Raw genomic sequence first — 19808 nt, forward strand, 5'->3', positions numbered from 1 at the left:
CCGGGCAAGGGCCGTCAGGCGTCCGGGCCGAGGTCGGGGACCTCCCAGTCCACGGTGACGACGATCTTTCCGCGGGTGCGCCCCTGCTCGTTGAGCCGGTAGGCGTCCGCCGCCCGCTCCAGCGGGAAGACCCGCTCCACATGGACCGAGACGATGCCCTGTTCGGCCAGTTCGGCCAGATGGGTGAGGTCCTTCGCGTCCGGTCGTACGTAGGCGTAGTGGCCGCCGTACGCGAGGACCTCGCCGTCCGCGATGGAGGCCAGGCGGCCCCCGGGCCTCAGCACCTCGGCGGAGACCCGGAGCGCCTCCCCGCCGACGGTGTCGAACGCGGCGTCGACGCCGTCCGGGGCCAGGGCCCGAAGCCGGTCGGCGAGGCCGTCCCCGTAGGCCACCGGTTCGCCGCCGAGCTGCCGGACGTACTCGTGGTTGCGCTCGCTCGCGGTGCCGATGACACGGGCGCCCGCGTGCCGGGCGAGCTGGACCGCGAGGGAGCCCACCCCGCCGGCCGCCGCGTGGACGAGAACCGTCTCGCCCTCCCGGATCCGCAGGGTGCGGTGCAGGACCTGGTAGGCGGTGAGGCCGGCCAGCGGCAGTCCGGCCGCCTCCTCGAAGCTGAGGCCGAGCGGCTTGCGGGCCAGGGTGCGCACGGGGGCGGCGACGTACTCGGCGAAGGTGCCGCGGCTGAGGAAGTCCTCCCGCACATAGCCGATGACCTCGTCGCCGACCGAGAACTCGTCGACGGCCGTCCCGGGCTGCACGACGACGCCGGACACGTCCCAGCCGGGGATCACCGGGAACACGGCCTCCAGGGCGGCGTCGAGGTAGCCCTCGCGTGCCTTCCAGTCGACCGGGTTGACGGCCGCGGCCCGCACCTTCACCAGGACGGCGTCCGGGCCGACCCTGGGGTCGGGCCGCTCGCCGTACTCCAGGACGTCGGCCCCGCCGTACGCGCTGTAGCTGATCGCCTTCATGCCCCGACCATCGGTGCAGGTCCGGGTACCCGCAACTCAGGCCCGCCGCCCGGGCGGCGGGGCCGTCACCAGCGCGGGATCGCCGGTGTCCGCCACTCCGGCTCGGCCTTGCGCATGGCGGCCGCGTCGTCGCGCTCGCGCATCGTGCCGTCGTCGTCGAGCCAGCGCCGGTGGAGTGCGGCCAGTCGTTCGCGGTCGAGTTCGACGCCGAGGCCGGGCGCGTCGGACACGGTGAGCCGGCCGTCCTCGAAGACGTGGCGGTCGGTGATGACGTCCTCGGTCTGCCACGGGTAGTGGCTGTCGCAGGCGTAGTCCAGGTTGGGCACGGTGGCCGCGACATGGGTCATCGCGGCGAGGCTGATGCCGAGGTGGGTGTTGGAGTGCATGGAGAGCCCGACGCCGAAGGTGCGGCAGATCCCGGCCAGTTCACGGGTGCGGTGCAGCCCGCCCCAGTAGTGGTGGTCGGAGAGGACCACCTGCACGGCGCCCCGGGCGAAGGCCTCCGGCACCTCGGCGAGGGTGGTCACGCACATGTTGGTGGCCAGCGGTACGTCGGTGCCGGCGGCGACCGAGGCCATCGGCTCCGTGCCGCTCGCCGGGTCCTCCAGGTATTCGAGTACGTCCTTCAGCTGCTCGGCGACGTACAGCGAAGTCTCCACGGACCAGGCGCCGTTGGGGTCGAGGCGCAGCGGCTGTCCGGGGAATTCCTCGGCCAGGGCCCGGATCGCGGCGATCTCCCGGTCGGGTTCGAAGACCCCGCCCTTGAGCTTGAAGGAGGAGAAACCGTACTCGCGGGCGAAGCGCCGGGCCTGGGCGACGACGCCTGCCGGGTCGAGGGCGGCGCCCCAGTCGTCCCGTTCGCCGCCGTCGGGGTGGGCGGCCCAGCGGTAGAAGAGATAGGCGCTGTACTCGACGCTGTCGCGGACCTTCCCGCCGAGCAGGGCGTGCACGGGGAGGCCGAGGGACTTGCCCAGTGCGTCCAGGCAGGCGACCTCGAAGCCGGAGACGACGGAGAGCCGGAGCTTGTCGGCGGTCTGGACGCCGCGCAGTCCGCCCGCGTCGACCCGGTCGTCGGCGGCGCGTGAATCACCGCACACCTCGTCGGCCAGGGCGAACAGGCCGTTCAGATCGCTGACCGGGCGTCCGGCGAGGGCGGCGGCGAGCGGCCGGGCGAGTTCGAGGTACTTGCCGTCCCCGTACGTCTCGCCGATGCCGGTGACTCCGCCGCGGGTGATGACCTCGACGATGAGCCGCGGGGTGTAGGGCTGGTGGACGCCCTGGGTGTTGAGCAGCGGCGGGTCGGCTATCAGGATCGGGGTCAGCCGGACTTCGTCGATCAGCAGCTCTGTATTCATACGTGAACCTTATTCATAGATACGACCGAGCACCAGACTCCGGGCCAAGTCGGAACCGAGTCCGGCCTCTGGATTCCGGGCGCCCTCTGGACGACATACCGACTGGTCGGCATGATGGTCTCCGACCGTCTTTCACCCCCGGAGGTGCGCACGATGAGCTCAGTCCACCCGCCAGGTCTCGACCTCGACCGGCTGCGCGGGCATCTCGACCGCGAGCGGCCGGGCCTGGTGAGCGGACCGCTCGAAGCCCGGGTCATCGAGGGCGGCCGGTCGAACCTGACGTACATCGTGACGGACGGCACCGGCCGCTGGGTCGTCCGCAGGCCACCGCTGGGCCATGTGCTGGCCACCGCGCACGACATGAAGCGCGAGCACCGGGTGATCAGCGCCCTGCACCCGACGGCCGTTCCGGTACCCGAACCGCTGCTGCTCTGCGAGGACGACTCGGTGATCGGGGCGCCCTTCTACGTCATGGAGTACGTCGAGGGCACCCCGTACCGCACCGCCGAGCAGCTCGCCCCGCTGGGCGCCGAGCGCACCCGGGAGGCGGTCCTCGGGCTCGTCGACACCCTCGTCGCACTGCACTCGGTGGAACCCGGATCCGTAGGGCTCGGGGACTTCGGGCGGCCCGAGGGCTTCCTCGACCGGCAGCTGCGCCGCTGGGGCAAGCAGCTGGACGCCTCGCGGGGCCGCGAGCTGCCCGGCATCGACGAGCTGCACGCCGCGCTCGGGCGCGAGCTGCCCGTCTCGCCGGCGCCCGCCATCGTGCACGGCGACTACCGGCTGGACAACGTCCTGATCGGAGCCGACGACCGGATCAACGCCGTACTCGACTGGGAGATGTCGACGCTCGGCGACCCGCTGACCGACCTCGGCCTGCTGGTGATGTACAGCTCCGACCTCGGCCTGGCCGATTCGCCGGTCTCCACCACCAGCGGCGCGGCGGGCCACCCCTCCCCCGCCGAACTGATCGAGCGCTATGCCGCCCGCTCCGGCCGGGACACCTGCGACATCTCCTGGTACACGGCGTTCGCCTGGTTCAAGCTCGCCGTGATCCTGGAGGGCATCCACTACCGCTACACCCTGGGCCGGACCGTCGGCGCCGGCTTCGACCGCATCGGCGATCTCGTACCCGTCTTCATCGAGCACGGCCTCACCACCCTCCAGGAAGGCTGATCACCCCCATGGACTTCGCATTCGACGCCCGCACCGAAGAGCTGCGCGGCAGGCTGCTCGCCTTCATGGACGAGTACGTCTACCCGGCCGAGAAGATCGCGGACGAGCAGCGCGCGCTGCTGGCCTCCCCGTGGGACACCCCGCAGATCGTCGAGGACCTGAAGGCCGAGGCGCGCGAGCAGGGGCTGTGGAACCTCTTCCTGCCGGACGCGGAGTACGGGGCCGGGCTGACCAACCTCCAGTACGCGCCGCTCGCCGAGATCACCGGCCGTTCCCCGCAGTTGGCACCCACCGCGCTGAACTGCGCGGCGCCGGACACCGGGAACATGGAGGTGCTCTTCCAGTTCGCCACGGACGAGCAGAAGAAGCGGTGGCTGGAGCCGCTGCTCGCCGGTGAGATCCGCTCGGCGTTCGCGATGACGGAGCCCGAGGTCGCCTCGTCGGACGCGACGAACATCGAGACCCGGATCGCGCGGGACGGCGGTGACTACGTCATCAACGGCCGCAAGTGGTACATCTCCGGGGCGATGAACCCGGACTGCGAGATCTTCATCGTGATGGGCAAGACCGACCCCGACGGCTCGGACATCCGCCGCCAGCAGTCGATGATCCTGGTCCCGCGCGACACCCCCGGCCTCGAAGTGCGCCGCGCCATGCAGGTGTACGGGTACGAGGACCACTACCACGGCGGTCACGCGGAGGTCGTGTTCACCGATGTGCGGGTGCCGGCCGCGAATCTGATCGGCGAGGAGGGCGGCGGCTTCGCCATCGCCCAGGCACGGCTCGGGCCGGGCCGGATCCACCACTGCATGCGGCTGATCGGCATGGCCGAGCGGGCCATCGAGCTGATGTGCAGGCGGGCGGTGTCCCGTACGGCCTTCGGCAAGCCGCTCGCCCAGCAGGGCGTCGTGCAGAACTGGATCGCGGACGCCCGGGTCACGGTGGAGCAGCTGCGGCTGCTGGTGCTGAAGACGGCGTGGCTGATGGACACGGTGGGCAACCGGGGCGCGCACACGGAGATCCAGGCCATCAAGATCGCCACCCCGCGCGCGGTGGTCGACATCCTCGACCGGGCGGTGCAGCTGCACGGCGCGGGCGGCGTCGGCCAGGACTTCCCGCTGGCCGAACTGTGGGCGGCGGCACGGACGTTGCGGCTGGCGGACGGCCCGGACGAGGTGCACCAGCGGTCGCTGGCCCGGCGGGAGATCAAGCGGTACGTGTAGGGCCGGACCGCGTGGGCGGGCTCTGGTTCTCACCGGACCTGATCCGGTCCAGTACGTCCGTGTAGCGGGAGCGCCTGTCGGGCCGGGCGTGGGCGGCGGCCCTGCGGAGGGCGGGGACCGCCGCCCCGCCCAGCTCGACGAGCGCTTCGGCCGCCGTCCCGCGCACCACGGGATGGGGGTGCCCGAGCAGTCCCGTCACGGCGGGAAGCGCGGGCTCCCAGCGGGCCCGGCAGAGCGTACGGATCGCCATCCGCACCACGTCCGGCCCGGGGTCGTCGAGCAGGAGCTCGGTGTGGCGCAGATGGGTGTGCCGGTCGAGCATCGTCCGTGAGGTCCGGTGGGCGCGCAGCCGGACCTTGGACCGGGGGTGGGTGAGCAACTCGCCCAGCAGGCAGATGAGTTGATCGTCCCGGTCCGGCTCCGGACCGGTGTGTGTCCCGGCCAGTTCCGTGAGCGCCCGGCAGATCTGCTCCGGTGTGCCGCCTCCGGCCAGGTCCAGCAACTCCTGCCGGGTGGGGCGCCGTCCGCTCGTGGCGGGCACCGCCGCGTCCCGGTCACGGAGCGCGGCCAGGGCCGCCGCGTCCTCGCGCCCCGCGTCCGGCCCGCGCAGCGGGCCCTCGACGAGCAGGAGCCGGTCCGCGAGATCGTCGCGCCCTTCGCCGCGCAGGCGTCGGCAGGTCCGGGTGAGCGCGGGGGTGCGCAGCAGCGGGCGGCCGACGAGCAGATCCAGGAACCCCCAGGCCCCGGCGTCCAGGCGGTCGGCCAGGGCACCGGCCAGCGTGTCGGCGGGGCAGGCGCTCAGCGCGTCGCCGATGGTCCGGGCCACGGCGGGCGGAGCGTGTTCCCACCACTCCAGCAGCAGCGGGACCAGCCGTTCCAGTTCCCACGGGCCGAGCCCGGCGGCCATCAGCGCCACCCGGTCGCGCAGGATGCCGTCGCCCCGCAGCTCCGCCTCGTCGATCCGGCCCAGCGCGAGGGCCAGGTCGCCGCCGGCGGGCAGGCCGACCCGGCCGCGCAGGTGGGCGCGGAGCACGGGCAGCCGGGCCTCGGGTTCGGGCCAGCGCGCCAGTGCCCGGGCGGCGGTCTCCCTGCGGTCCGCGGCGGCCGATCCCAGCATGGCCAGCAGCCGCTCCCGCAGAGCGGCCGAACGGGGCTGGTCGAGGTCGTCGACGCGTACGTGCCGCGGTGGCGGGGCCGGTGCGTGGGCGGTCTCGGTGATGGTCCAGGGTGGTGCGTCGATGGGCTGGAGCAGCGTCATCCAGTCGATCAGCGCGGGCCGGACCCCGGGTCCGGCGCCGCGATGGGCCTCGATCAGCGCGTCCAGCCGGTCCCGGGAGGACACCGTCCCGTCGTCGCGGCGGCGGAACTCCGCCAGCGTGCCCGGGGTGCGAACCGCGTCCTTGAGCGCTGCCCGCCAAGCCCCGGCCCCGGCGGGCAGCGGCACGGCGGCGGCCCTCTCCGGTACGGCGAATGCCTCGCGCAGCACGGCGGTTTCGGCCTGCCGGGGGTCGGCGCCGAGCCAGGCGTCCGCGAGGGCCCGTTCGAGGTCGGCGCGGACCGGGACCGCGCCCAGGCGGCGCAGCAGTGTCAGCGTGGACCGGCCGGGCGTCGAGGGTGCGGGGCGCAGTGCCCGTACGGCGGCGACGGCGGCCGGTCCTCCGGTGGCCGTCATTCGCGGCGCGACCGCTTCGAGTACGGCGATCAGGTCGTGCCGGTACTCGTCCCGGGCGTCGGCGAGCGCGTCCAGCAGGAGGGGGGCGGACCGGGCGAAGGCCGTGAGTTCCGCGTCGTCGCGGGGCTCGGCGCAGATCCGCAGCGCGAACCGCACCACCTTGTTCCGCGCTGTTCCACCGCTGGGCCCCGGCCGGGAGGCGGCGAGCCGGAGCCAGTCGGCCAGCATCGCCCGCAGCTGCTCCGCCGGTCCGGGACGGAGCGGCTCGTCCCGCTCGACGACGCGCAGCGCGATCCCGGCGTCCCAGCCTCCGGTCACCAGCGACCTGATGTCACGGTCCGCCTCGACGGTCACCGGTGACGGCAGCCCGGTGGCCGTCGCGGTGATCCCGTGCCCGGCCATGGGGGCCGCCAGCTCGCGGACGGTGCCGGAGGCCAGCGCGACCCGGCCGGACGCCACCAGGGCGAGCAGGGTGGCCGCCACCGGTGACGCCTGGTCGTCCAGTGCGAGGACGGAGCGTGCGGCGAGGATCCCGTCCAGGCCCTCCAGCAGCAGTTCGCGGGTGGCGCCGTCCCGGCTGTGCTCGGCGGCGGCGACGAGGGTGGCCGCGCAGGCGTCACCGAGGACGGCGCGCAGGGCGGCGACGAGCCCGGCGCGCAGACCGGGGTTGCGGTGCTGCCCGAGCTGAAGGAGGAGCTGCGGGAGCGCCGCCGGGGTGCCCGCGCGGACCAGTGCGTCGGCCGCGGTCTTCCGGATGTTCATGTTCGGGTGGCCGAGGCAGGCGGAGATCGCGGCGCTCGCCCAGTGGGCGCGGGCGTGGCCCAGGGCGAGCAGCGCCTGCCGGACGGTCTGGATGTCCTGCGCGGTGGTCAGCGCGATCAGCGTCGCGGACAGGGCCTGGGCGTCCTCGCCGCCGGCGTCGCGGGCGAGCAGGGCGATGACGTGCTTGCGTACGTGCCGGTCGCGGTGGCGCAGCAGCCGGTGCACCCGGGCACGGGTGCCCGTCCAGGGGGCCCGGAGCAGCAGTTCGAGCAGGACCGCCCGCTCGCCGTCGGAGAGTCCGGGCCGGTCCAGCAGATCCAGTGCCATGGTCGCCAGGAGTGCGTTCCCCGCGTCCCGCGCGTCCTCGGCGCCGAGCAGACAGACCGGCCGGATCGCGCCCCGCTCGTGGAGTCTGCGGCCCAGGGCGCTCACCGCGTCCAGGACCTCCTGCGGCACCACCGGCTCACCGGCCGGCTGTCCGTACTCCCCCGTCCGGCCCGCCGCGCCCGGCTCCCCCGACGCGGCCTGCTCGGCCACGATGCGCAACAGCAGGTCGGCGATGACCGGGAGGGTGTCCGCGGTGCCGTGGGCCGCCAGCCGGCACAGCGCCGCCACCGGCCGGTCCGGGTCCAGGTGGGAGCCGAGCAGCGCTAGTTCGCGCTCGTCCGGGCCGCCGAGACCGGCCGCGATGCGTGGCGGCAGGTCGACGGGGTCGAGCCGGGCGAGCAGTTCGCGGTGGAGCTCCGGGTCGCGGTTCAGCAGCCAGAGCAGTTCGAGGGCGCGGTTCCGTACGGCGCGCAGCTGGGGCGCCGTCCCGCCCGTGGTGACGCCAAGCCCTTCGCGCAGGGCCCGTACGGTCCGGTCCCCGCCGATCGCCTCCAGCGTGTCCAGGGCCTCGGCCGGGGCGGTGGGCAGCAGGGCGATCACGGCCTCTTCGGCGTCCTGGTGGCGCAGTTCGCGGATCGCGTGGAGGAACGGCCCGGGTGCGGGGGCGGCGGGCAGGACGTCCGTGATCGCGTCCCCGATCGGGAGATCACCGGCCCCCTGCGCGGCCAGGGCGACCAGCAGGGCGAGCCGTCGTGGCCAGTCCGGGTCGTCGGCCGGGGCGTCGGCCAGTACCCGGAGCGTCTCCTTCCGGGCGGTGAAGAGGACCGTCGCCACGTCGCGGGGCGGTATCGAGTGATCGGCCAGGGCCAGGCCGACGACGGCGGGGACGTGTGGCCCGTCGGGGAAGTACCCGCGCCGGTGCAGTCCTCGCAGGCAGCTGACGGCCGCTGCGCCGAACAGCAGGGGATCGCACGCGGCGGTGGCCAGCAGCTCGCCGATGTCGTCGCGGTCCGCGAGATCGCCGAGCAGTTCCATCGCGCGGCGGCGAAGGCCGGGCGGGAGGCCGGGGTCGTCGACGGCCCGGCGCAGCAGGCTCGGGTGGCCGTGGCGCGCGGCGGCCGCGAGGGCGGCTTCGGCCACGGCGGGCCGGACCCGCACCGCGTCGCCCGCCGACTTCTCCGGCCCGTCCCGCTCCGGCCGGGTGGCGAGGAACGGGGCGAGGAGCCCGTACGGCAGCGGGTCCGTCGCCGCCCAGGGTTTCGCCAGTTCGGCCAGCGCGTCGGCGACGACCGGGGCACTTTCGGCGGCCAGCAGGCCGATCAGATCCTCCCGGACCAGTGCCGGGGCGAGCAGTCCGGCGTGCAGCCCCTCCCGGGCCAGCCGTACCGCCTCGGCCATGAGCACCGGGTCGCCGCTGCCCGCCAGCTCGTCCACGAGCCGCGCCGGCCGGTGCGTACCGGCGATGCTCGTCTCCCGCACGGCCTGGTACAGGAGCTCGCCCCGGGCCTCGTCGCGGAGCACCGCGGGGTCGTGGAGCAGATCCGCGCGCAGCCACGCGATCCGTACCTGTACCGGCAGCTCCTGCTCCGCCGTGCGCCACGCCGGGCGGGGCCGGTCGCCGAGGTGGCGGCCGAGCCGTTCGTGGAGCCGGGCCAGCAGAAGGTCCGCCTCCGGCCGCCCCGTCAGTGACCGGGGCAGCAGCGCGGCGAGTTCGGCCCGCTCCGCGTCCTCGGACGGGCGGCCGTCGGTGAGGTGCTCCATGAGCAGAATCAGCCCCCGATGACACCGCGCGGGATCCTCGTGCCGGATCAGCCGTCCCAGTTCCTCCGGCGGGCAGTCCCGCGCGTCCGGGAGTCCGTCCGGGCGGGCGGCAGCGGGCCGGCCCTCGGCGTCGGGGAACCGTTCGTCGGCCGGTGTCTGCATCGTCGGATGCTAACCGGGCCCGCTCCGGCCCCACCAACGCATTTGGCCCCGGCCTCGCTCTCAGTAGCCGCCGGAACCCACGTGGTCCGCCAGCGCCAGATCGCGGACGAAGGCCCTCAGCCGCAGCAGGCACCGGGCGGCGAGCCGTACGGCCCGCGCGTGGTGCGGTCCGTACGCCGCGGTCCAGAGTGCGGGGACATGCGCGGACGGCTGGATGTAAGTCATACCTCCAGCTTCGGCCCGCACCCGTGATCGGTCCAACAGATGGATCAGCTGGCTGCCATCGATAACGTGGATGGATGGAGCTACGCCAACTCCGCCACTTCATGGCGGTCGTCACCCACGGCGGTTTCACCGCCGCCGCCCGTGCGGAGCTGATCGTGCAGTCCGCGCTGAGCACCTCGGTGCGCAATCTCGAACGGGAGCTGGGGACCGAGCTGTTCGACCGCACCGGCAGGCGGGTGATCCTCACCGAGGCCGGCCGGGCGCTGCTGCCGGCCGCCCGGTCGGTGCTCGCCGGGACCGAGGCGGCGCGGGAGGCGGTGGCGGCCGTGGCGGGGCTGGTGACCGGCCGGGTCAGGGTCGGCACCATCCAGACCCTGACCTGCGTGGATCTGGCGGCCGAGCTGGCCGCGTACCACCGGCTGTGGCCCGGGGTGCAGATCTCGCTGCGCGAGGCGACGACGCCGGAACTGGTCGCGGGGCTGCGGGCCGGTGAGCTGGATCTCGCCTATCTCGCGCCGGACGCCGCCGAACTCCCCGACGGGATCGCCGGGTTCTCGACCTGGCACGAGGACCTGGTGCTGATCACCGCGCCCGGCCATCGGCTGGCGACCGCCGGGCGCACCCTGATCAAGGACCTCGGTGACGAGCCGTTCGTGGACTTCCGGGCGGGCACCGGTCTGGAGACCGCGGTGCGGAGGCTGGCCGCGCACTGCGGGCTGGAGCGCCGGATCACCTGCGACGTCACCCAGATCCGGCTGCTCGTCGATCTCGTACGGGCCGGCATCGGCGTGGCGATCGTGCCCCGGCGGATCGGCGAGGAGGCGGGGCTGCCGTGCGTCAGCATCCGCCAGCCGGAGCCCGGACGGACCGTGGTGCTGGCCGGGCGTGCGCCCCGGCCCCGCAACCCGGCGGCGGAGGCACTCCTGGGGCGGCTGACGGGCGGTGCCTGACAGCGCCGACGGACGGCGGCGGCGCCCTGGACCGGGAGCCGGGACCGCAGCCCGGGACCGGGATCAGGGGCGCAGCGCGCGCAGCAGCAGGTCGGCCAGGTGGTCGGCGACCTCCTGCTGGCTGAGCGGGCCGTCGGGCCGGTACCAGGTGGACAGGTGGTGGACCGAACCGAAGTGGTAGTCGACGATCAGGTCGGCCGGGGTGGCCGTGGAGAACACTCCGCTGCGCTGTCCCTCCTCCACCAGGGCCCGGAAGCGCTCGTGGTAGCGGCGCCGCTCCACCCGGACCTGCTTGTTCTTCTCCGGGCTCAGGTGGTGCATGGACCGGAAGAAGATCGAGGCGTCGTCGAGGTTCTCGATGGTGGTGACGACCACGTCCGCCGCGGCGTCGCGCAGCCGCTGCTCCACGGGGGCGTCGGCGTCGGCGAAGGCGTCCAGGCGTTCCTGCTGGAGGCGGAGCACCCGGGCGTAGACCTCCTGGAGGAGATCCTCCTTGGAGCCGAAGTAGTGGTAGAGCGCCCCCTTGGTGACGCCCGACGCCTCGACGATCTCCTGGACCGAGGTGCGGTCGTAGCCCTGCTCGGCGAAGAGCCGGGTGGCGGCGGCCAGCAGCCGCTGAGGGACGGGAGCCGTGTCCCCGTCCGTCGCCTTGGCCATTGCCGCCACCTTCCTTCCGCGTGATTCGGTCATCGAGGGGAACGCAGTTCCCGCCTGAGGATCTTCCCACTCGCCGTCTTCGGGAGTTCGGTCAGGATCTCGACCTCACGCGGGTACTTGTACGCGGCGAGCCGTTCCTCGCAGTAGGCGCTCAGCTCCTCGGGGGCGGCACAGGCGCCGGGCCGCAGGCTGACGTAGGCGCGGACGGTCTCGCCCCGGTAGGTGTCGGGTACGCCCACGACGGCCGCCTCCCGGACCGCCGGATGGGTGTAGAGGACGTCCTCCACCTCGCGCGGCCAGACCTTGAAGCCGGAGGCGTTGATCATGTCCTTCTTGCGGTCGACGACGTAGAGCCACCCCGCGCTGTCCATGAAGCCGATGTCGCCGGTGCGCAGCTCGCCGTCCGGGAAGGCGTCGGCGGTGGCCCCGGGCTGCCGCCAGTAGCCGGAGACGACCTGCGGTCCGCGCACCGCGATCTCGCCCTGCTCGCCGAAGGGCACCTCCGCGCCGTTCTCGTCGAGGATCCGGACCACCGTGTCGGGGCCGGGGACACCGACCGACAGCGTCCCGGAGACCGGGTCGACGGGGGCCTCGCGCTCCGGCGGCACGGAGGCGCAGGGGGCGGTGCACTCGGTGAGGCCGTAACCGTTGTGGAGGTACGGGCCGAAGCCCGCCCGGAACTTCTCCACCAGTGCGGGCGGCAGCGGCGCCCCGCCCGAGGAGATCACCCGGAAGGAGGCGAAGTGCTCGGGGGTGACGTCCGGGTGGGCGGCGAGCGCCATGAAGGCGGTGGACGGGCCCACGGTGTAGGCGGGGCGGTGCTCGGCGAAGGCTTCGAGGACGACGCCCGGGTGGAAGCGGTGGGCAAGGACCAGGGTGCCCGCGTTGGTGAGACAGGCGGTCAGCTGGCACACCATGCCGGTGATGTGGAAGAGCGGGGCGAGCGCGAAGTAGGAGGACCCCTCGGCGACGGGGTGCCCGGCCCGCTGGCGCTCGGCGTTGACCATGATGTTGGCGTGGGAGTTCATGGCACCCTTGGGGGTGCCGCTGGTCCCGGAGGTGTAGCTGATCAACGCCACGTCGCCGGCGGCGGGTTCGCGCCCCTCGGGGGCCCTGATGCCCCGGCGGGCGACGGCGACCAGGTCCTCCGCGTCCCCGGGCACGGGCAGCCGCTCGAAGCCGAGCACGCGTGCGTCGTTCTGCGTCTGGAGGTCCAGCTCGCTGGTGGTGAGGACGGTCCGTACCGTCGGGGCGCCGGCCGCGGTGTCCCGCAGATACGCCTCCCAGGCCCGGTCCGCGCAGATCAGCGCGGTGACCTCGGCGTCCTTGAGTACGTGTCCGACCTCGCCGGACTTGTACATCGGGTTGAGCGGGACGACCGTGGCGCCGGCCTTCCAGGCGCCGAGCAGCGCGATCACGAACTGCGGGGTGTTCTGCAGCATGATCGCGACCCGGTCGCCGCGCTCCAGCCCCTCGGCGGCGAGATGGCCGGCCACCGAGTCGGAGAGAGCGTCGGTCTCGCGGTAGCTCAGGCGTCCGTCGAAGTAGGCGAGCGCGGGGTGCTCGGGGCTGCGGGCAGTGGAGTCCCGGAAGGCGTGGACGAGGCTCGCGGCAGGGTGGACGGGGGCCCGCTGGGCCTCGCTGAGCAGGGCGGTCCAGGGCTTGGCCGCGTAGATGGACTCGGTCATGCGCCGGTCTCCTCCCACTTCTGCTGAAGGTGGTTCATGCTGCCGAGCCACTGGTCGGTGTCCTTGCCGCGGGCCCGGTAGTACCCGGCGACCTCGGGGTGCGGCAGGACGAGGAAGCGGTCCTCGGCCATGGCGTCGAAGAGCGCGTCGGCGACCGCCCCGGGCTCGATGGCGCTGGGGGCGAGGACCAGCTCCCCGGCCGATCCGGCGGCGGTGAGCATGTCCGTACGCACACCCTGCGGGCAGATCGCGTGGACCTTGATACCGCGGTGGCGGTAGGTGAGCGAGAGCCATTCGGCGAAGGCGACGACACCGTGCTTGGTGACGCTGTACGGGGCCGCGCCGATCATCGTCAGCAGTCCGGCGGCGGACGCGGTCGAGACGAACCGGCCGCCGCCGCGCTCCAGCCAGTCGGGCAGCAGTGCCCTGGCGGCACGGACATGGGCCATCACATTGACGTCCCAGGCGGCGGCCCAGACCTCCTCGTCCGCGAAGACGTCGCCGGGCGAGGCGAGACCGGCGTTGGCGCAGTAGATGTCGACGGTGCCGTCGAGCGCGTCCCTGGCGGCGTCCACGATCCGCGAGGCGTCTCCGGCGACGGCGATCCCACCGATCTCCTCGGCCAGCGGCTTGATCCTCGCCTCGTCGAGGTCGTTGACCACGACCCGTGCGCCCCCCGCGGCGAACCTGCGGGCCAGGGCGGCTCCGATGCCGCCTCCAGCCCCTGTGACCACCACGCCCGCACCCTGCACCGCACTCATCGGGGACCGCCTCTCTCAGCCGACTGCACTGGCAGACTAACCAGTCGGTATGGCCGAGAGGAAGAGGCGGACGTCACTCGGGCAGCCGCTGCCTTCGCGCCCGGAGGACCACTCCCTTCGCGCCCGGACAGCCACCGTCTTCGCGCTCGGGCGGCCACTCCCACCGCCCTCGGGCGCCGCTCCCGTCACAACCGTGCCGTCCGGCGCGTTCCGTATGGCCTGAACGCGCGCTAGCGTGCGTGACCATGACAGACGTCGCGATCATGGAGGTAGCCCGATGAGCCTGTCCAGACGTGGTTTGCTGGCCGCCGGCGGTGCGGCGGGGGCCCTCGCGGCGACGGCCGCCGGGGCCGGCCCCGCGACCGCCGCGCCCGCCGCGCCCGCCCGGGGCAACGGGAACCGGCGGGTCCGTACCGGCTTCGACCGGCTGGCGGCGGACGGCTACGCACTGCTGAAGGGCGAGAAGGTCGGCGTCGTCACCAACCCGACCGGGATCACCTCCGACGTCCGCCACATCGTCGACGTGATGCACCCGGACGAGCGGGTTGACCTGATCGCCGTCTTCGGGCCCGAGCACGGCTTCCGCGGCACCGCGCAGGCGGGCGGTTCGGAGGGACGGTACGACGACCCGGCGACCGGACTCCCGGTCTACGACACGTACTTGAAGAGCGGGCAGCCGCTCGCCGATGTCTTCACCGCGTCCGGCGTGGACACGGTCGTCTTCGACATCCAGGACGCCGGCGCCCGCTTCTACACGTACATCTGGACGCTGTACGACTGCATGGAGGCGGCCGCTCTCGCGGGGAAGCGGTTCGTCGTCCTGGACCGGCCGAACCCGGTGACCGGGCGGGCGGCGCTCGGTCCGGTGCTCGATCCGGCGTTCGGCACCTTCGTGGGCCGCCGGGAGATCGCGCAGGCGCACGGCATGACCGTCACCGAGCTGGCCCTGCTCTTCAACGCCCGGTTCCTGGCCGAGCGGCCGGTGGACCTGCGCATCGTGAAGATGTCCGGCTGGAAGCGCTCGGACTTCTTCGACACGACCGGGCTGCCGTGGGTGCCACCGAGCCCCAACATGCCGACGCCCGACACGGCGCTGGTCTACTCGGGGACCTGCCTGTTCGAGGGCACCAACCTCTCCGAGGGGCGCGGCACCACCCGGCCGTTCGAACTGCTCGGCGCCGAGGGCATCGACCACCGCTGGGCGGCGGCCGCGAACGCGCTCGGCCTGCCCGGGGTTGCGTTCCGCGAGGCGTACTTCGCGCCGACGTTCTCCAAGTTCCAGGGCAGGACGGTCGGCGGGGTGCAGGTGCACGTCCTCGACCGCGAGGTCTTCGATCCGGTACGCACCGGGATCGCGCTGCTGGTGACGGCGAAGCGGACCTGGAGCGGGTTCGAGTGGCGCGCGGACAACTGGATCGACAAGCTCACCGGCAACACCCGGGTCCGCACGATGATCGACGCGGGCGCGGACACGGATGAGGTCGTCGGCGCCTGGGCGCGGGATCTCGCCGCGTTCCGGGCGGTGCGCAAGCGGTACCTCCAGTACCGGTGAGGCGGGGCCGGGCGGGGGCCGCCGGGGGGGGGCCCGCCCCCCCCCCCCCGGCGCGGGACGCGCTACTGCACTACTGCTGCTGGCTGAGGCGCTTGTTGAGCTCGCCCTCGACCTGCTTGGCGGCGTCGGCGGGCGACTTACCCTGCAGGACCAGCGTCATGTAGGTCTTGATCGGGTTCGGGGGGTTCTCGACCGGCGCCCACTCCGGGATCAGCGGCGTGGTGCCACCGGACTTGGCGGCGGCCGGACCGGCGGCCTCGGCGGCGGGCTGGCCGACGGTGTACTTCTGCATGGCGTCGTTCTTGGGAGACCAGCCGGCCTCCTTGATGAGCTCGCCGTCGTTCTGCTCGGAGAGCGCGATCTTCAGGAACTCCTTGGCCAGGTCCTGGTTCTTGCTGCCCGCGGCCACGGCGAGGTTGGAACCGCCGAGGAAGACGCCCTCGGGCTTGTCGGCCGTCTCACCGGGGATGGTGAAGAAGCCGATGTCGTCCTTGAGCTTCGGGTTGGCCTTGATGGCGGTGCCGGCCTCGTAGCCCATGGCGATGATGGCGCCGGTCTTGCCCTTGGCGAAGACCTCGGCCTGCTGCGGGGTGGCCTCGTCCTTGTCCTTGGGGGCCTTGGAGAAGGCCTGGTACTGCTTGTAGACGTCCATGGCCTCGGCGACCTTCGGGTCGGCCAGGTTGGAGACGTACTTGTCGCCTTCCTTCTTGACCGGCGAGACGTCCTTGCCGACGAGCAGGCCGTCGAAGAAGTACCAGTTCTGGCCGGGCAGGTAGATCGGCTCGGCGTCGCCCTTCTTCTCGATGGCCTCGAACGCCTTGAAGAGGTCGGCGCGGGTCTTCGGCGTCTCGGTGATACCGGCGTCCTTGAAGACCTTCTTGTTGTACATGACGACGCGGTTGCCCACGTACCACGGCAGGGCGTACTGCTTGCCGTCGAAGATGGAGGGCTGGTTGACGCCGTCGGCCCAGGCGGAGCCGATCTCCTTCTTCAGGTCACCGAGCTCGGCGAGACCGCCGGTCTTGGCGTACGCCGGGGTCTGGGTGTTGCCGATCTCCAGGACGTCCGGCGGGTTGGACTCGGAGAGGGCGGTGGTGACCTTCTGCTGGATGCCGTTCCAGTCCTGGACCTCGATCTTCAGCTTGGCCTTGGTCTTCTTCTCGAACTCCTCGGTGACCTTCTTGGTCCACCCGTCCGGGTTCGAGCCGGACATCGTCCACACCGTCAGGGTCTGGCCCTTGTACGCGTCCGGACCGGCCTTCTTGCCACTGTCGCCGCCGTCGTCGGACCCACACGCCGCGAGGCCGATCATCATGCCCGCGACGCCGATCGCCGCGATGAGCTTGCGCTTCACGCCAAACCCTCCTCAGGGATACTGCAACCCCGCCCACCGCGAAGACATTCGACGAGTACTGCTGGGGCTGGACCTGGTCTTTAATGGTTTAGACCAGTACGGGGAGCTTGGCCTAGACCTTTAGGGGTGTCAAGGGTGTATAAGAAGTGCACTCGCGTCCGTTATAGGACCGACACCTAAGGGAGGGCGACCAGCCGTGACCGGACCGTGCCACCATGTGAGCCGCGACAGACGGAGGAGCCGGTGACGGCAGCAACGCAAGCGTCGGGAAGGCGGACCATGGGTGCCGACGGGGGCAGTACGGAGAACGAGACGGGCGCGGCCACGCGGACGGCGCGCGTCCCGAAGTACTACCGGCTGAAGCGACATCTGCTCGACATGACGGACACCATGCCGCCGGGCACCCCCGTGCCGCCGGAGCGGACCCTGGCCGCCGAGTTCGACACCTCGCGCACCACCGTGCGCCAGGCGCTCCAGGAACTGGTCGTCGAGGGCCGGCTGGAGCGCATCCAGGGCAAGGGCACCTTCGTGGCCAAGCCGAAGGTCTCGCAGGCCCTGCAACTGACCTCGTACACCGAGGACATGCGCGCCCAGGGACTTGAGCCGACATCCCAGCTGCTGGACATCGGCTATGTGACGGCCGACGACACCCTCGCGGGGCTGCTCGACATCACCGCGGGCGGCCGGGTGCTGCGGATCGAGCGGCTGCGGCTCGCCAGCGGCGAGCCGATGGCGATCGAGACCACCCACCTTTCGGCCAAACGCTTTCCGGCGCTGCGCCGTTCACTGGTGAAGTACACCTCTCTCTACACCGCACTGGCGGAGGTGTACGACGTGCGGCTGGCCGAGGCCGAGGAGACCATCGAGACCTCGCTGGCCACCCCGCGCGAGGCCGGGCTGCTCGGTACGGACGTGGGTCTGCCGATGCTGATGCTCTCCCGGCACTCGCTCGACGGACAGGGCGAACCGGTGGAGTGGGTGCGCTCGGTCTACCGAGGCGACCGGTACAAGTTCGTGGCGCGCCTGAAGCGGCCCACGGACTGAGTCCGCACCACCGATCGGCCCCCGTGGAACGCGTCACTCCACGGGGGCCTTTCACACACCCTGGTGCGGACCAACCACCGTACGTCTGGCCGGATTTCGAGCACGGGTACCCGATCGAACGACCGTTGCCGGACCGCAATGCGGACGGGGGGTGACGGTGACCGGAAGCCTCCCCTAGATTTCCTGCGCATCACAAGGTGATCAGCGAGGGGACGGAGTCGCCGCATGCCAGCAGACACAGAAGGAAAACCACCGACCGTCACACCGGTGCGGGTGGTCATCGCGCTCTGCCTCGTAGCGCCGTTCGTGGCGATGCTCTGGGTGAGTTCGTACGCGAAGGTGGACCCCACCTTCATCGGCATTCCGTTCTTCTACTGGTACCAGATGCTCTGGGTGCTGATCTCCACCGCGCTCACGATGATCGCGTACAAGCTGTGGCAGCGTGACCAGCGCGCCCGCAAGGGGGGTGCGTCGGCATGAAGGACGGTGTGAACGGCGTCGCGCTCGGCGTCTTCATCTTCTTCTTCGTGGCCGTCACGGTCATGGGCTTCCTGGCCGCGCGCTGGCGCAGGGCCGAGAACGAGGCCAGCCTCGACGAATGGGGCCTGGGCGGACGGTCCTTCGGCACCTGGGTCACCTGGTTCCTGCTCGGCGGCGACCTGTACACCGCGTACACCTTCGTCGCCGTTCCCGCGGCGATCTACGCGGCGGGCGCGGCGGGCTTCTTCGCCGTGCCGTACACGATCCTCGTGTATCCGCTGATCTTCACCTTCCTGCCGCGGCTGTGGTCGGTCTCGCACAAGCACGGCTATGTCACCACCTCGGACTTCGTCCGCGGGCGGTTCGGCTCGAAGAGCCTCTCGCTGGCGGTCGCGGTCACCGGCATCCTCGCCACGATGCCGTACATCGCGCTCCAGCTGGTCGGCATCCAGGCGGTGCTGGACGTGATGGGCGTCGGCGGCGGCGAGAACACCCACTGGTTCATCAAGGACCTGCCGCTGCTGATCGCGTTCGCGGTACTCGCCGCGTACACCTACTCGTCCGGGCTGCGCGCGCCCGCGCTGATCGCGTTCGTCAAGGACGGGCTGATCTACCTGGTCATCGCGGTGGCGATCATCTACATCCCGATCAAGCTCGGCGGCTTCGACGACATCTTCGCCAAGGCGGGCGAGGCGTTCTCGCAGACCAACCCGAAGACCGGGCAGCCACGCGGCGCGCTCGCGCCGGGCGAGGCCGGGCAATGGGGTTACGCCACCCTGGCGTTGGGCTCGGCGCTGGCGCTGTTCATGTATCCGCACTCGATCACGGCGACGCTCTCCAGCCGCAGCCGCAACGTGATCCGGCGCAACACCACGATCCTGCCGCTGTACTCGCTGATGCTGGGCCTGCTGGCGCTGCTCGGCTTCATGGCCATCGCCGCCGGGATCAAGGTGGACAACGGCCAGCTGGCCATCCCGCAGCTGTTCGAGAACATGTTCCCGGACTGGTTCGCGGGCGTCGCGTTCGCCGCCATCGGCATCGGCGCGCTGGTGCCCGCCGCGATCATGTCGATCGCCGCGGCCAACCTGTTCACCCGCAACATCTACAAGGACTTCCTGAGGCCGGACGCGACCCCGGAGCAGGAGACCAAGGTCTCCAAGCTGGTCTCGCTGCTGGTCAAGGTCGGCGCGCTGGCCTTCGTCCTCACCATGGACAAGACGGTCGCGATCAACTTCCAGCTGCTCGGCGGCATCTGGATCCTCCAGACGATGCCGGCCCTGGTCGGCGGCCTGTTCACCCGCTGGTTCCACCGCTGGGCGCTGCTCGCGGGCTGGGCGGTCGGCATGGTGTACGGGACGGTGGCCGCGTACGGGGTCGCCAGCCCGACCCAGGCGCACTTCGGCGGCTCGTCCAAGGAGATCCCGGGGATCGGCGAGATCGGCTACATCGGCCTCACCGCGTTCGTGCTGAACGTGGTGGTGACGGTGGTGCTCACCTTCGTCCTGAACGCCGTGAAGGCACCCGCCGGGATCGACGAGACCTCCCCGGCCGACTACACCGCCGACGCGGGCGACCCGGGTGTCGCCACCGAGCTCCCGCCGGCCACCGCGGGGGCTCCGGGCGGCCACTGACGACCGCCGCCCACGGCCTTCCGACGGCCCGCCGCGCCCCCTGCAACGGGGCGCGGC

Annotated in this window: 15 protein-coding genes; 7 read left to right on the forward strand and 8 right to left on the reverse strand. The window is 72.2% G+C overall.

Translation table 11 applies throughout. From position 1 onward, the window contains the following. Window positions 1-14 precede the first annotated feature (14 nt). Window positions 15-971, reverse strand: coding sequence for an NADP-dependent oxidoreductase (locus ACFVH0_RS29110; protein WP_385824952.1), 957 nt, complete (start codon window positions 969-971; stop codon window positions 15-17). Between the two features lie 65 nt (window positions 972-1036). Beyond that, window positions 1037-2326, reverse strand: a complete 1290-nt coding sequence (locus ACFVH0_RS29115) for a glucarate dehydratase family protein (protein WP_385824954.1) — start codon at window positions 2324-2326, stop codon at window positions 1037-1039. A gap of 153 nt (window positions 2327-2479) precedes the next feature. On the opposite strand from ACFVH0_RS29115, the gene ACFVH0_RS29120 reads away from it, so the two are divergent. Next, window positions 2480-3502: a phosphotransferase family protein gene (locus tag ACFVH0_RS29120; RefSeq protein WP_385824956.1), complete on the forward strand. Its 1023-nt coding sequence runs from the start codon at window positions 2480-2482 to the stop codon at window positions 3500-3502. A gap of 8 nt (window positions 3503-3510) precedes the next feature. Beyond that, window positions 3511-4725, forward strand: coding sequence for an acyl-CoA dehydrogenase family protein (locus ACFVH0_RS29125; protein ID WP_385824958.1), 1215 nt, complete (start codon window positions 3511-3513; stop codon window positions 4723-4725). Here the strand turns inward: ACFVH0_RS29125 and ACFVH0_RS29130 are convergent. Both ACFVH0_RS29130 and ACFVH0_RS29135 read right to left on the reverse strand, forming a co-directional pair. Further along, window positions 4709-9409: a HEAT repeat domain-containing protein gene (locus ACFVH0_RS29130; protein ID WP_385824959.1), complete on the reverse strand. Its 4701-nt coding sequence runs from the start codon at window positions 9407-9409 to the stop codon at window positions 4709-4711. The two genes, ACFVH0_RS29125 and ACFVH0_RS29130, sit on opposite strands and share 17 nt — an antisense overlap. 60 nt (window positions 9410-9469) lie before the next feature. Continuing rightward, complete coding sequence (locus ACFVH0_RS29135; RefSeq protein ID WP_385824961.1) at window positions 9470-9634, reverse strand: hypothetical protein; 165 nt, start codon at window positions 9632-9634, stop codon at window positions 9470-9472. Window positions 9635-9708: 74 nt separating this feature from the next. On the opposite strand from ACFVH0_RS29135, the gene ACFVH0_RS29140 reads away from it, so the two are divergent. Further along, a complete protein-coding gene (locus tag ACFVH0_RS29140) occupies window positions 9709-10584 on the forward strand; it encodes a LysR family transcriptional regulator (protein WP_385824963.1) in 876 nt (291 codons plus the stop codon). Window positions 10585-10647: 63 nt separating this feature from the next. Here the strand turns inward: ACFVH0_RS29140 and ACFVH0_RS29145 are convergent, their stop codons facing one another. The 3 genes from ACFVH0_RS29145 to ACFVH0_RS29155 are packed head-to-tail and all read right to left on the reverse strand — an operon-like array spanning window position 10648 to window position 13690. Then, window positions 10648-11241, reverse strand: coding sequence for a TetR/AcrR family transcriptional regulator (locus ACFVH0_RS29145; protein WP_266916968.1), 594 nt, complete (start codon window positions 11239-11241; stop codon window positions 10648-10650). A gap of 29 nt (window positions 11242-11270) precedes the next feature. After that, window positions 11271-12929: an AMP-binding protein gene (locus ACFVH0_RS29150; RefSeq protein WP_385824965.1), complete on the reverse strand. Its 1659-nt coding sequence runs from the start codon at window positions 12927-12929 to the stop codon at window positions 11271-11273. After that, the gene (locus ACFVH0_RS29155; RefSeq protein ID WP_385824967.1) at window positions 12926-13690 is read right to left on the reverse strand and encodes an SDR family oxidoreductase; all 765 of its coding nucleotides are present in this window, start codon (window positions 13688-13690) and stop codon (window positions 12926-12928) included. The genes ACFVH0_RS29150 and ACFVH0_RS29155 overlap by 4 nt, the downstream gene beginning before the upstream one ends. Before the next feature lie 277 nt (window positions 13691-13967). Between ACFVH0_RS29155 and ACFVH0_RS29160 the strand changes: the two genes are divergently transcribed. Next, the gene (locus ACFVH0_RS29160; protein ID WP_385824969.1) at window positions 13968-15242 is read left to right on the forward strand and encodes an exo-beta-N-acetylmuramidase NamZ domain-containing protein; all 1275 of its coding nucleotides are present in this window, start codon (window positions 13968-13970) and stop codon (window positions 15240-15242) included. A 70-nt stretch (window positions 15243-15312) separates the two neighbouring features. Here ACFVH0_RS29160 and ACFVH0_RS29165 read toward each other — a convergent pair whose 3' ends face one another. Next, window positions 15313-16596 (reverse strand): extracellular solute-binding protein, encoded by a 1284-nt coding sequence (locus tag ACFVH0_RS29165; protein WP_266688721.1) that lies wholly within the window; start codon window positions 16594-16596, stop codon window positions 15313-15315. Window positions 16597-16875: 279 nt separating this feature from the next. Between ACFVH0_RS29165 and ACFVH0_RS29170 the strand changes: the two genes are divergently transcribed. The 3 genes from ACFVH0_RS29170 to mctP all read left to right on the forward strand — a co-directional run bounded on the left by ACFVH0_RS29170 (window position 16876) and on the right by mctP (window position 19751). After that, the gene (locus ACFVH0_RS29170; RefSeq protein WP_351078635.1) at window positions 16876-17640 is read left to right on the forward strand and encodes a GntR family transcriptional regulator; all 765 of its coding nucleotides are present in this window, start codon (window positions 16876-16878) and stop codon (window positions 17638-17640) included. Between the two features lie 225 nt (window positions 17641-17865). Then, window positions 17866-18120 (forward strand): DUF3311 domain-containing protein, encoded by a 255-nt coding sequence (locus ACFVH0_RS29175; protein WP_317866638.1) that lies wholly within the window; start codon window positions 17866-17868, stop codon window positions 18118-18120. Beyond that, the gene (mctP, locus tag ACFVH0_RS29180) at window positions 18117-19751 is read left to right on the forward strand and encodes a monocarboxylate uptake permease MctP (RefSeq protein ID WP_385824972.1); all 1635 of its coding nucleotides are present in this window, start codon (window positions 18117-18119) and stop codon (window positions 19749-19751) included. Before ACFVH0_RS29175 ends, mctP begins: the two co-directional genes overlap by 4 nt. Window positions 19752-19808 lie beyond the last annotated feature (57 nt).

Origin of the sequence: Streptomyces sp. NPDC127117, assembly GCF_042677325.1 — a bacterium.
Lineage (GTDB): Bacteria > Actinomycetota > Actinomycetes > Streptomycetales > Streptomycetaceae > Streptomyces.